This is a genomic window from Caulobacter ginsengisoli (genome assembly GCF_030814835.1).
GTDB classification, from domain to species: domain Bacteria; phylum Pseudomonadota; class Alphaproteobacteria; order Caulobacterales; family Caulobacteraceae; genus Caulobacter; species Caulobacter ginsengisoli.
On sequence record NZ_JAUSVS010000002.1, the window covers coordinates 670,928 to 683,988 of the forward strand.

General features: G+C 70.3%; 9 protein-coding genes. 4 read left to right on the top strand and 5 right to left on the bottom strand.

Annotation, left to right across the window (positions count from 1 at the left end; translation table 11 throughout):
• Positions 1-63 precede the first annotated feature (63 nt).
• Both QO010_RS08685 and QO010_RS08690 read left to right on the top strand, forming a co-directional pair.
• Entirely contained in the window at positions 64-1,884 is a 1,821-nt protein-coding gene (locus tag QO010_RS08685) for an autotransporter assembly complex protein TamA (protein ID WP_307348251.1), read from the top strand.
• A gap of 47 nt (positions 1,885-1,931) precedes the next feature.
• Positions 1,932-6,083 carry a translocation/assembly module TamB domain-containing protein gene (locus QO010_RS08690; RefSeq protein ID WP_307348253.1) on the top strand — a complete coding sequence of 1,384 codons (4,152 nt, stop codon included), beginning with the start codon at positions 1,932-1,934 and terminating at the stop codon, positions 6,081-6,083.
• On the opposite strand, the gene QO010_RS08695 is transcribed toward QO010_RS08690, so the two are convergent.
• Positions 6,077-6,631, bottom strand: a complete 555-nt coding sequence (locus tag QO010_RS08695) for a TetR/AcrR family transcriptional regulator (RefSeq protein ID WP_307348255.1) — start codon at positions 6,629-6,631, stop codon at positions 6,077-6,079. The two genes, QO010_RS08690 and QO010_RS08695, sit on opposite strands and share 7 nt — an antisense overlap.
• Positions 6,632-6,724: 93 nt before the next feature.
• On the opposite strand from QO010_RS08695, the gene QO010_RS08700 reads away from it, so the two are divergent.
• Positions 6,725-7,654 (top strand): SDR family NAD(P)-dependent oxidoreductase, encoded by a 930-nt coding sequence (locus QO010_RS08700; RefSeq protein WP_307348257.1) that lies wholly within the window; start codon positions 6,725-6,727, stop codon positions 7,652-7,654.
• Here the strand turns inward: QO010_RS08700 and QO010_RS08705 are convergent.
• Positions 7,651-8,436, bottom strand: coding sequence for a LytTR family DNA-binding domain-containing protein (locus tag QO010_RS08705; protein WP_307348258.1), 786 nt, complete (start codon positions 8,434-8,436; stop codon positions 7,651-7,653). The genes QO010_RS08700 and QO010_RS08705 overlap by 4 nt on opposite strands.
• A gap of 101 nt (positions 8,437-8,537) precedes the next feature.
• Between QO010_RS08705 and QO010_RS08710 the strand changes: the two genes are divergently transcribed.
• Entirely contained in the window at positions 8,538-9,131 is a 594-nt protein-coding gene (locus tag QO010_RS08710; protein WP_307348259.1) for a DUF2306 domain-containing protein, read from the top strand.
• On the opposite strand, the gene yghU is transcribed toward QO010_RS08710, so the two are convergent.
• From yghU to QO010_RS08725, 3 genes are all read right to left on the bottom strand, one after another.
• Complete coding sequence (yghU, locus tag QO010_RS08715; RefSeq protein WP_307348260.1) at positions 9,128-10,021, bottom strand: glutathione-dependent disulfide-bond oxidoreductase; 894 nt, start codon at positions 10,019-10,021, stop codon at positions 9,128-9,130. The genes QO010_RS08710 and yghU overlap by 4 nt on opposite strands.
• 130 nt (positions 10,022-10,151) lie before the next feature.
• Positions 10,152-11,750: a M28 family peptidase gene (locus tag QO010_RS08720; protein ID WP_307348261.1), complete on the bottom strand. Its 1,599-nt coding sequence runs from the start codon at positions 11,748-11,750 to the stop codon at positions 10,152-10,154.
• A 102-nt stretch (positions 11,751-11,852) separates the two neighbouring features.
• Positions 11,853-13,058 carry a hypothetical protein gene (locus QO010_RS08725; RefSeq protein WP_307348262.1) on the bottom strand — a complete coding sequence of 402 codons (1,206 nt, stop codon included), beginning with the start codon at positions 13,056-13,058 and terminating at the stop codon, positions 11,853-11,855.
• Positions 13,059-13,061: the final 3 nt, after the last annotated feature.

Below are 13,061 nucleotides of genomic sequence, written 5' to 3' on the forward strand. Positions count from 1 at the left end.
ACCTGTAAGCGTGACACCCGCCCGCGCCACGACTAAACGAGCCTGGGGGGCGCAAGGAAGGGAATGAATCGCTTGGCGCCGCTGCGTCTTGCCCTTGCCGCCTCCGTCGCCGTGGCCGCCCAGATGGCGGCCGCGCCCGTATCTGCGGAAACCCCCAAGGCCAGGATCGAGGGGGTCCCGGAGGGCGATCTGCGCGACCTGATCGAGCAGGCCATCGGCGAGAGCCACAGCCCGGCCACCACGCGATTTGAAGCCAGGCGGCGGGCGCGCCAGGCCGGCGAGGACGCCATCGCCGTCCTGCGCTCGGAAGGCTATTACGGCTACGACGTCGAGGCCGACGTGGCCGATCCCGACGACGAGGACAGCGGCCAGCCGCCCGAGGCGGTGCTCAAGGTCAAGACCGGCCCCCGATTCCGCATCGCCGCCCCGACCGTGCGCTGGGAGGGCGAGCCGCCGCTGGCCGACATCCAGAAGGCCGCCGAGCAGGCCATGGCCCTGCGCATCGGGGCGACCGGCCGGGCCGCCACCATCCTGTCGGCCGAGGGCCGGATCATCGCGGCGCTGCAGGCGCGGGGCTATGCCGACGCCACGCCGGGCCAGCGTGAGGTGGTGGTCGACCATGCCGACGACACGGTGCGGCCGACCTATGTCGTCGTTTCCGGCATGCTGGTGCGGCTGGACGGCGTGCAGCTCACCGGCACCGGCCGCTCCAATTCCAAATTCATCGCCGGTCTGGCCCCCTGGAAGAGCGGCGAGATCTACAAGCCCGACGATATCGCCGAACTGGAGCGGCGGCTGCTGGACACCGGCGTCTATGACAGCGTCACCGTCACCCTGGCCCCCAAGGAGCAGCTGCTGCCCGACGGCACCCGGCCGGTGCTGGTCAGCCTGACCGACCGTCCGCCGCATACGCTGGAACTGGGGGCCGGCTATTCGACCAGCGAGGGGGCGGGCCTGGACGCCCGTTGGATCCGCTACAACCGCCTTGGCCGGGCCGACACCAGCACCATCACCCTCAAGCTGGCCCAGATCGAGCAACGGCTGGAATACCGCCTGGCCCTGCCGCACTGGCGCCGGCCGCAGCAGACCCTGACCCTGGTCGGCAGCGCCTATAACGAACAGACCGACGCCTATGACCAGACCGGCGTCGGCGTCTCGCTGGACCTGACCCGCCGCTACGGACGCACCAGTTTCATCACCGTCGGCGCGGCGCTGGACGCCGGCCAGGTGACCAACAAACAGACCATTGGGGTGGTGATCATCAAGGGCGTGCCCCAGAACCTCGTCACCGGCTCGCTGCTGGCCGCCTTCGCCCTGGATCGTTCAAGCGATCCGCTCGACCCCCGCCGGGGCTGGCGTGTCGAGGGGCGCACCGAACCCACCGCCACCTTCGGCGACATCCAGCAGGTCTATCTGCGCAGCCAGGTCCAGGGCAGCTACTACCTGCCGCTCGACCGCGGCGAGCACAACATCCTGGCGGGCCGTCTGGAACTGGGAACCATCTGGGGCGGCAGCATCAACGACATCCCGGCCTCGCGGCGATTCTATTCCGGCGGCGGCGGGTCGGTGCGCGGCTATGGCTACCAGGGCATCGGTCCGCGCCTCAGCGACAACACCCCGATCGGCGGCCGCTCGCTGCTGGAAGCCTCGATCGAGTATCGCCGCGACATCACCGAGCGCTGGGGGGCGGTGGCCTTCCTGGACGTCGGGGCGGTGGGGGCCGATGGCTTTCCGGCCGGCAAGGACTTCGGCGTCGGAGCCGGGATCGGAGTGCGCTACAATCTGGGCTTTGGGCCGATCCGGGCCGACATCGCCATACCGCTGGACAAGCGCAAGGGCGACGCGGCATTCCAGATCTATATCAGCATCGGGCAGAGCTTTTGACCGACGCCGCCCCGCCACCACCCAAACGCAGGTTCCGGCTGCCCCCGATGAGGTTGCCCAGGTTCCGCCTGCCCAGCTTGAAGGGGCCATGGCTGATCATCACGGTGAGCCTGCTGGCGGTGCTGGTCGTGGCGGCGGGCCTGACCGTGCGCTACGGCGTCAACACTGGCCCCGGCCGCGCCTTCCTGGAATCGCGGCTGGAGGGGCTGAAGCTGGGCCGCTTCGGGCGGCTGCATGTCGAGGGGCTGTCGGGCGACCTGTGGCGGGATCTCAAGATCCGCCGCCTGACCATCAGCGATGAGAAGGGCGTCTGGCTGGAGGGCCGCAACGCCGAGCTGGTCTGGCGTTCGCCCCGGCTGGTCAGCCGCCGCCTGTTCGTCGACCGGCTGACCGCCCAGCGGGTCATCATCTACCGCCGTCCGATCCTGTCGGCGCCCACGCCGCCCCGGCCGATCCCGCTGTCGGTGCAGATCGAGACGGCCCACCTGACCCTGGAGACCCTGCCGGCCTTCAGCTACCAGGCCGGCCTCTTCGACATCGCCGGCAACCTCGATGTCGAGCGCAACGGCGGGACCAAGACCCGTATCCAGACCCGCAGCCTGCTGCATCTGGGCGACTACGCCAACATCGCCTTCGACCTGGGCGGCAAGAAGCTGATGGCCCTGACCGCCGACGCCAGCGAGGCCAAGGGCGGGGCGCTGGCCGGGGCCCTGGGCCTGCCGGCCGACCAGACCTTCAAGCTGACCGCCCGTCTTTCCGGGACGGTGAAGGAAGGCCGCTTCAACCTGGTCACCACCAGCGGAACCACGACGCCGGCCCAGGCCACCGGCGCCTGGAACGCCGCGGGCGGCAACGCCCAGGGCGACATCTCCCTGGCGGCGTCGCGCCTGACCACGCCCCTGGCCAGGATGTTCGGCGACCGCGCCCGCTTCACGGTCACCGGCGCCAAGGCCAAAACCAAGGGCCTCTATGCCCTGGAGGCCAGGGCCGACGCCGAGAACCTCAGCGCCACCGTCAAGGGCGAGGCCAATGTCGGCCAGCAGACCACCGGCCCCGCGGGCCTGGCCCTCACCGCCCGCACCCCCAATCTCGGCCGCATCGCCGGACCCGTGTTCAAGGGCGGGGCCCAGGCCCAGGGCGTGTTCAAGGGCGTCGCCAAGGACTGGAAGATCGTCGGCTCGCTGGCGGGCGATAAACTCGACTTCGGCCCCTATGACCTGGCCCGCGCCAGCGGAACGGTCACGGTCGGCCGCAAGGACCGCGAGACGACCATCAGCGGCAAGCTGACCGGGCAGGGCGGGTCGGGCTCCGGCTATCTGGCGGCGCTGCTGGGCGGCGCGCCGACGGCCGTGGTCGAGCTGGTGCGGCTCAAGGACGGGCGCCTCTTGATGAAGCGCCTCGACGCCAACGGCGTGGGCCTGAAGGTCCAGGGCAGCGGCGACCGCGGCATCCTCGGCGGCCTCAACTTCAAGGGCCAGGCCCAGCTCACCAATCTCAAGGCGGCCCGGGCGGGCGCCAATGGCGGCATCTCCGGCGGCTGGTCGGCCAGCCAGGCGGCGGCCGGCAAGCCCTGGCTGTTCACCGTCGACGCCAGGGGCAGCGCCTATGCCAGCGGCTGGGCCGAGCTGGACCGCCTGCTGGGCCCGACCCCGCACCTGAAGCTGGCCGCCAGCTATGCCGACGGCGCCGTCTCGCTGGGCGACGGCCGGCTGGAGGGCAAGGCCGGCCAAATGCAGGCAAAAGGCGTGCTGGGCAAGGGCGGGACCCTGGGCTTCAACCTCAACTGGACCGCCGAGGGGCCGTTCCATGCCGGACCCGTCGAGATCGCTGGCAAGGCCAAGGGCGACGGGGCCCTGACCGGCACGCTGGGCGCCCCGCGCGCCGATCTCAATGCCGATTTCGACGCCATCGACCTGCCGCGCCTGCCGCTCAAGGCGGCGCATGTGACCTTAAGCTTCCTGCGCGGGCCCAACGGCACGGACGGCCAGTTCGCCATCACGGCGACCAGCGCCTTTGGCGCCGCGCGCGCCAAGACGGCCTTCAACTTCATGCCCGGTGGCCTCGACCTCACCGGTCTCGACGCCGACGCTGGCGGCGTGCAGGCCAAGGGGGCGCTGTCCCTGCGCCGGGGCCTGCCCTCGACCGCCGACCTTACGGTGGCGGCCGGGCCCGGCGTGCTGCTGACCCAGGGCTCGGCCAGCGGCATGCTGAAGATCGTCGACGCGGCCGGCGGTCCCCGGGTCGATCTCGACATCACCGCCAAGAACGCCACCCTGCGCGACGTCGCCGGTGTGCGGTTCGACACCGCCCATCTGCGCGCCAACGGCCCGCTCAGCCAACTGCCCGTCGCCATCCAGGCCCAGGGCGTCACGGGGCCCGGGCCCTTCAAGTTCGATTCCACCGGCACGGTGACCAACAAGGGCGACCGCTATCAGGTGGCCCTGGATGGGGCCGGCCAGTTCGTGCAGCTGAACTTCAAGACCCTGGAGACCGGCCAGTTCGCCTTCGGCGGCGGCGGCGACACCACCGCCCATCTGCGGCTGGCCATGGGCAAGGGCAAGGCCGCCCTGGACGCCCGCAGCGGCTCGGGCTCGGCCGACATCCTGCTGGCCCTGGAGGGCGTCGAACTGGGCGTCGTCAACGAGGACCTGGCCGGTCAGATCGACGCCAAACTGACCCTGCGCGGGCAGGGGACCCGGCTGGGCGGGGCGCTGGAGGCCACGCTGAATGACGCCCGCGCCCGGGGCTCGTCGAAGAACGCCTCGATGGACGGCACGGTGAAGGCGACGCTGAACGACACGGTCCTCGACATCACCGCCCAGGCCTCCAACGACAAGGGCCTGCAGGCCCAGGCCGCCCTGACCCTGCCGGTCGAGGCCTCGGCCGCGCCGCTTCACCTGGCCATCGCCCGCCGCCAGCCGATGAAGGGCTGGTTCAAGGCCAACGGCGAGGTCAAGCCGCTCTGGGACCTGCTGGTCGGCGGCGAGCGCAGCCTGTCGGGTAATGTCACCTCTCAGGCGACACTGAGCGGCACCCTGGCCGACCCCCGCATCGTCGGCGACGCCCGTCTGGACGGCGGGGCCTTCGAGGACGGCCAGACGGGCCTGAAACTCAAGGACGTCGCGCTGCAGGCCGACTTCAACGACAGCGCCATCGATGTCAGCCGCGTGCAGGGCAGCGACGGGCGGGGCGGGTCGATGACGGGCAGCGGCCGGATCAGCCTGGTCCGCGAGGGGACCTCAAGTTTCCGGATGGACCTCAAGCAGTTCACCCTGATCAACAACGAAACCGCCATGGCCATCGCCTCGGGCCAGGCGACCCTCAATCGCGACGCCGCCGGCAAGGTGCGGCTGGAAGGCGCCCTCAAGGTTGACCGCGCCGACATCGCCGCCGATCCGCCCACCCCCTCGGGCGTCACCCCGATGGACGTCATCGAGATCAACAAGCCGCCCAGCAAAGGCCTGACCCTGCAGCCAGCCAAGGCCCGCGGCCTGGTCGTGGCCCTGGATGTCAGCCTCAAGGCCTCGCGCGGCATCTTCATCGAGGGTCGGGGCCTCAACGCCGAGATGAGCCTGGACGCCAGGGTCGGCGGCACCACCGCCGACCCGACCCTGGAGGGCGTCGCCCGCCTGGTGCGCGGCGAATACGACTTCGCCGGCAAGCGCTTCCAGTTCGACAATCGCGGCGCCGTCTACCTGGCCAGCCGCGCCGACCGCATCCGCCTGGACCTGACCGCCACCCGCGATGACCCCACCCTGACCGCCGTCATCCGGGTCAGGGGCACCGCCGCCAAGCCCGAGATCACCCTGACCTCCACCCCGGCCCTGCCGGACGACGAGGTGCTCTCCCGCGTGCTGTTCGGTTCCTCGGCCAGCCAGCTTTCGCCGCTGGAGGCCGCGCAACTGGCGTCAGGCCTGGCCGCCCTGGCCGGCGGCGGCGGCTTCGACGTCATCGGCGGCCTGCGCAGCCTCACGGGCCTGGACCGCATCGCCTTCGCCGGCGGCGGGGCCTCGGGCGCCATGACCATCGCCGGCGGCAAATACATCACCGACGACGTCTATCTCGAGATCATCGGTGGCGGCCGCGAAGGCCCGGCGGCCCAGGTCGAATGGCGGGTCAAGAAGACCCTTTCCATCGTCTCTCGCGTGGCGGGGCAGGGGGATGCGAAACTGTCGGTGCGGTGGCGGAAGGACTACTGAGCCCGCAACCCATCCATGAAGATGTCCACCAACCGCAGCGCGCTGGCCTCCCAGCCCGGCCCGCTGGCGCCGTAGGCGAAGGCGCCCACAGCGCGCAGGACATCGTAAGGCTCGACATCGGAGCGGATTTCGCCGGCCGCGACGCCCCGTGAAACCAGATCGCTGATGGCCGTCGTAAACCGCTGGCCGGTGACGGCGTAGAGCTCGGAAGGCCCGCCGACCATGGCGCCCAGCGCAGGGGCGACCACCTTCTTGGTGGCGATGTAGTCGATGAAAAGCCGCATCCAGGCGTGCAGCGCCTCGGCCGGCGCCAACGTCTCGGAGAGCCGTCCCGCCGCCTCGGCCAGCTGCTCGACCTCACGGCGGTAGACCGCCTCCACCACCGCGTCGCGCGTGGGGAAGTGGCGATAGAGGGTGCCGATGCCCACGCCGGCGCGGCGGGCGATCTCCTCCAGGCTGACCTCGGGCCCGACCTCGGTAAAGCCGGCCTTGGCCGCCTCGAGCAGGCGCTCGCGGTTGCGTAAGGAATCGGCTCTCGGTTTTCTCACAAGGTGGCCTTGATAAACGGAGGATGCCTCCGTATATAAATCGGAGTTGCCCTCCGTTTAGCGCGGATGGGCCTTGCCGACAAGGAGCGCAGCATGACTTTTGGAGCCACTTCCACCACCGACGACGTCCTGGAAGGCGTCGATCTGACCGGCCAGCGCATCCTGGTCACCGGCGTTTCGGCCGGGCTGGGCGTCGAAACCGCCCGCGCCCTGGCCGCCCATGGCGCCCATGTCGTCGGCGCCGCCCGCGACCTGGCCAAGGCCCGCACAGCGACCGCGGGCATCCCCAATCTGGAACTGGTCGAGCTGGACCTCGCCAGCCTGGCCAGCGTCCGCGCCTGCGCCGACGCCCTGAACGCCGACGGCCGACAGTTCGACCGGGTGATCTGCAACGCCGGTGTCATGGCCACCCCGTTCGGCAAGACCGTCGACGGCTTCGAAACCCAGTTCGGGACCAACCACCTGGGCCATTTCGTGCTGGTCAACCGCATCGCCGGGCTGATCAAGCCGGGCGGCCGACTGGTCAACCTGTCCTCGGCCGGCCATCGCTTCTCGGATGTCGACCTGGACGATCCCAACTTCGAGACCACGCCCTACACCGAGTTCGGCGCCTATGGCCGCTCCAAGACCGCCAACATCCTGTTCGCCGTGGAGTTCGACCGCCGCCACAAGGCCCGGGGCGTCCGCGCCGCCGCCGTCCACCCGGGCGGCATCCAGACCGAGCTGGGCCGCCACATGACTCCGGAGGTCACCCAGGCGATGATCGATTCCATCAACAGGGCCCAGCCGGCCGGCGCCGCCTTCAGCTGGAAGACCATCCCGCAAGGCGCGGCGACCAGCGTCTGGGCCGCCGAGGTCGCGCCGGCCGATGCGGTGGGTGGGCTCTATTGCGAGGACTGCCATATCGCCGAGCCGCAGGACGATCCGGGCCTGCGCGGCGGCGTCCGCGCCTACGCCCTCGACCCCGAGCGGGCCAAGGCGCTGTGGGCGCTCAGCGAGACGATGGTCGGCGAGACCTTCTAGGTCCAGCCGGCCTCGCGCAGTACCGGGGCGTGGGTGCGGCTGACCGGCACGGTCAGCCCGCCCGCCAGCCGCGCCTCGCCCCGGCCGCGCTTCCAGGTCACCGCCTCGATGGCCTCGGCGCTGATCCACCAGGAGCGGTGGACCTGATAGCCGTGGGCCCGGGCCAGCTCGGCCAGAGCGTCGGAGAGGCGCAGGGTCAGCAGCTCCGCGCCGGCGTCGGTGTAGACGCGCAGGTAGTGGTCCTCGGCCTCCAGGGCCAGCAGCCGCGCCGACCGGCGTCTGGCCGAGAGCCGTCGACGGAAGACGGCCTCGGCTTCCGGCAGGGGCGGCTCGATGATCGTGCGGGTCTCGACCCGAGTCGGGCCTCGCCGCCAAACCAGCGCCCGCACCGCCATCACCGGCAGGGAGAGGGCGAAGACCTGCCAGAGCAGATTGAGAGACGCGCCAGGCTGCACGCTCTCGCCTCGGATCACGGCGATGCAGCCCACCACGTAGAGGGTGACCGGCGCGGTCATCAGCAGCGAAATGGCCAGCACCCGCCACCACAGCGGGGTGAGGCGGCGGCCGATCAGCCGATCCAGGCCAATGCCGATCAGCCCGCCGCCGACAATGCAGGCCAGCCAGTAGGCGAACCGGACCGGCGCCGGCAGAAAGTCCGATCCGAACGGCCCCAGCACCGCGACCAGCAGGCCCATCGCCGCCAGCACGCCCAGTTCCGCCGCCAGCCGACGGCCGGCTGGCGATCCCAGTTTCCAGAGCTTGGCGAGCGCTTCGCCGTCCATTCCGTCCCGTTCGCGCACCCCTGGCGCCGTTCGCGAAACCACGCCTAGCCGCGCTGCTCCCGACCCGCAATCCCAGGGTCAACGCAACAGGGAGCAAGGCGATGATCAAGACGATGGCGGGCGGCGTGTGGTGGAGCGCGGCGATGCTGCTCAGCCTGGCCCTGGCGATATTTTCCTACCGCTACCTGCCGGGGATCGGCCCGCTTGCCCCGCCGATCCTGGCCAACCTGTTCGCCAAGCCGTGGCTTGATCTGCACATCGTCGGCGCCGCCACAGCCCTGCTGCTGGGCTCGTTCCAGTTCCTGCCGGTCCTGCGGCGCGGTTCCGCCCACCGCTGGATCGGCCGCACCTATGCGCTTGGCTGTCTGATCGGCGGGGCAGGGGGTCTGGCTCTGGCGCTGGGAACCACGGCGGGGCCGGCGGCCACGCTCGGCTTCGGCAGCCTGGACGTCCTGTGGATCGCCTTCGTGGCGCTGGGCTGGCGGGCGGCCGTGCGCCGCGAGTTCGTCGCTCACCGCCGCTGGATGATCCGCGGCTGGGCCCTCACCCTGGCGGCCATAACCCTGCGGCTCCTGCTGCTGGCCATTCCCGCCACGGGCCTGCCGCCGGTCGCCGCCTATTGCGCCGCGTCCTTCCTGTGTTGGATTCCCAACCTGGCGATCGCCGAGGCCTACCTGCGGCTGCGACCGCGTTAGGACGCGGCGGCTTCGGCGGCGGCCTCGATCTTGTCCTGGGTCTTGGTGTCGAAGTCGCTGGCGTCGTGGCGTTCGCGCAGCTGGCTGGCGGGGTCGCCCATGGCCCGGTTGACCATCCGGCCGCGCTTGACGGCGGGGCGGGCGGCGATCAGGTCGGTCCAGCGCTGGACGTTCTTGTAGTCCTGCACGGCCAGGAACTCGCCGGCCTCATAGACCACGCCCTTGGCCAGGGCCCCGTACCAGGGCCAGACGGCCATGTCGGCGATCGTGTACTCGCTACCGCCCAGGTATTCGCTCTCGGCCAGCCGGCGGTCCAGCACGTCCAGCTGGCGCTTCACCTCCATGGCGAACCGGTCGATGGCGTATTCGATCTTGAAGGGGGCATAGGCGTAGAAGTGGCCGAAGCCGCCGCCCAGGTAGGGGGCGCTCCCCATCTGCCACATCAGCCAGGACAGGGTCTCGGCCCGGGCCGCCGGGTCGGTCGGCAGGAATTCGCCGAACTTCTCGGCCAGGTGGATCAGGATGGCGCCGGACTCGAAGATGCGGATCGGCTTCTTCGGATCGCTGTAGTCCATCAGGGCCGGGATCTTGGAGTTGGGATTGACCCCGACGAAGCCGCTGCCGAACTGGTCGCCCGAGCCGATGTTGATCAGCCAGGCGTCGTATTCCGCGCCCGTATGGCCCAGCGCCAGCAGTTCCTCCAGCAGCACCGTCACCTTCACCCCGTTGGGCGTGGCCAGCGAATAGAGCTGGAACGGATGCTTGCCGACCGGCAGCTCCTTGTCGTGGGTCGGACCGGCGATGGGCCGGTTGATATTGGCGAACCGACCCCCGTTTTCCTTGTTCCAGGTCCAGACCTTGGGCGGGGTGTAGGCGGGCGTGTCGGTCATCGGTGCGGCTTCCGTGCGATGGAAATGGGCTGCGCGGCCCTTGAGCGCAGCGCCAGATGTGGGGCATGGCGCGCCGTTTGGCCAGAAGGGGCGCGTCTTTTTTGCGAACTTGAAGCGGGCCGACCCTGCCTCATCGGCGGGCGGCGGCCGAGCGGTCGCGGATCGCGCCAAACTCCGCGCCGGGCCACCATCGGGGCCAGCGTCGGCTATTGGCCAGCTCCAGCCCCACCGCCCGATAGAGTTGCAGATCGGCGATCGCGCCGCTCCAGTCCCAGTCCGGGCTCCATTCGTCGTCCGGCTGGTGGTAGCGCTTCTCAAAATAGTCCCGACCGGCGACGCGGGAACCGGCGAACAGCATCGGCAGGCCGGCCTGGGCCAGGGAATAGTGGTCGGAACGGGCGTAGGCGCCGCCCTTCCAGGGGCTGGGCGGGAGGATCCGCCGCCCCTGGCGCGCCGACGCCCGCGCCAGGATGTCCTGCAGGTCGGAAAGGCCGAAACTGACCTTCATATCCGAGGGGGCGATGATCGGCAGCCCGTCGATATTGACGCCGCCCGCCGTGGTCTCCAGGGGAAAGGCCGAGTGAGCCGCGTACCAGGCCGAGCCCAGCAGCCCCGTTTCCTCACCGGTGAAGGCGATAAAGACGATCGAGCGGCCGGGCCGCTCGCCGGCGGCGAACAGCCGCGCCAGCTCCAGCAGGCCGGCCAGGCCCGAAGCGTTGTCCAGCGCCCCGTTGTAGATGTCGTCGCCATCGGCCTGAGGTTCGCCCCGGCCCAGATGGTCCCAATGCGCGCCGTAGAGGACGCTCTCGCCTGGGTGGCGCGCGCCCGGCAGGCGGGCGATCACGTTGCGGCTGACGCGGACCTCTCGCTTCACCCGATAGCTGATGGAGAGTCTCGTGCGCGGCAGGGTCACCGGCTGGAAGGACCGGCTGCGGGCCCGGAGGCTTTGGGTCTTCAGATCGAGCCCGGCCGCGGCGAACAGCGCCGCCGCCGTATCGCCTCGCAGCCAGCCGGTGATCGGCGCGACGTCCGTTTCGGCAGCCGGCCGGACTATGTCGAGCTGCGGGCTGGTCCAGAAGCCCTGCAGCGCCGGCCAGTCGAAGCCGGCCGAGGCCGTGTCGTGAACCCAGACCATCCCGACGGCGCCCCGCCGCGTCACCTCGAGATACTTGTGGGTCCAGTCGCCATGCACGCTCATCGCCTCGCCGCCGAACCGGCCGGACGCCGTCGCGTCGAAGTCCGGATCGTTGGCCAGCATGACCGCGATCTTGCCGCGCAGGTCGACGCCCTTGTAGTCGTCCCAGCCCAGCTCGGGGGCGTGGACGCCGAAGCCGACGAAAACCATGGCCGCATCGGCGACGCTCGCCCCGGCCGCGCGCTGGGGTCCAACCAGGGCCTGGTTCCCGTAGACGATTGGCCAGTCCCGGCCGGCGATGGAGACTGAAAGACTGGGCGTTCCGTCCTGCGTGAAGCGGTGCAGCATGACCGTCTGGAACCAGCCGCCGTCCGGCCCGCCGGGTTCCAGGCCCAGGGTAGCGAACTGGCCGGCCAAGTACTCCACGGTCTTGGTCTCGCCGGGCTGGCCGGGACCGCGACCCTCGAACTGGTCGGACGACAGGATGCGAACGTGTTCGGAGAGCCGGTTGGCGTCGAAATCGAGGCCTCTCGCTCCCTGGATCGGAGCCGCGCCCAGCAACAACACCGACAGGAGGGCGGCGAATCTGATCACGGGGTCTCCCGCACGGCAACGAAGGGCGCAGGGGAGCCCCAGAACGGACAGAAGTCCAGAACGGGTCCCGGCCCTGACCGCCTGGCCAGGGCCGGGTCGGTTCTAGGCCTCGACGGCCAGGCTGAACCAGGTGCGGTAGTGTCCGCCGTCGCCGTTGTAGTCGATGGTGAAGCGCGGGGCCGGATCGGCGGTCAGGCCGCACTGGTCGTAGTAGGACTTGGTGGCCGCGCCGAGGTAGAGGATGATGGTCCTGGCGGCGATCAGGTCATCCTCGAACAGGCCGATCAGCCAGTCGATGAACAACCCGACCAGTATGCCGGTCAGCGCGCCCAGGGCGGTGCCCAGCGGGCCGAAGAACGAACCCAGCGCGGCCCCGATGGCGGCCCCCACGGCCCCGGCCACGGCGCTCTTCACCTCCTCGTCGATATAGTCCCAGAGCGCCTTGAGGAAGTCGCCGAACCCGCCCTCGTCCTTTTCCGCCATGACCAGCACGGCGGCGTAGGTATGGGGCCAGTTGTTGTTGACCGGGATGTTCCAGCGATGCAGGCGCTTGCCCGCGCCGCCATAGGCCCGCCGGTCGTCCTTGTCGAAATCGTCATAGACCAGGAACTGGCTGATCTTGGTGGTCTCGCCGCTGGGGTTGGTGGCGGTGCCGCCCATGGCGATTTCGTCCGAGCCCGCCTCGCCGTCGGTGGTGTTCAGGCACTTGACCTTGTTGAGGTAGAGGCTGAGGTGCTTGAACTTGGCCCCGGCCTCGGCGTCGAGCTGGGCCGCGGATTTCTGGCCAGTGTCTTGCGGCTGCTTCTTCCGGACAATCTTGACCTCGCTGGCGGTGCTGTGGACCGCCTCCAGATGCATGCGCGCCGCGTCGTTCTTGCCGACGGCTTCCAAGGCGGCCTTGAGCTTCTTGCCATCGACCGCGACAGGTCCCACCGAGGCGTGAACCATGGCCAGGCCCGTATAGCGCGCGGGCTCCACGGCGCCATAGCGGCCGAAGAAGCTCTCGCGGGTCGCCCGCGGCGCATCCAGCATCGCCCTGGCCTTCGCCTGCAGGCGCTGCTTGCCGGCGGCCGGCCGGCTGGCGACGATGCGGGCGAACAACTCGTCGCCGCCCTTGGCCCCGGCCGGCGTGCGGCCGGCGGCGGCCATGGCGAAGGCCAGCTTCAATCGCGCCTGGATGTCGCCGGCCAGGGCGCGGATTTCCGGCGCCGTGGGGAGGGGAGGATTGATCTGCAGGATCGAGGGCGAGGCGGCGGGCGTGACGGCCGCCTTGGTTTCGGGACGGGTCTTGGTCAGGGTATCGGGCATGGC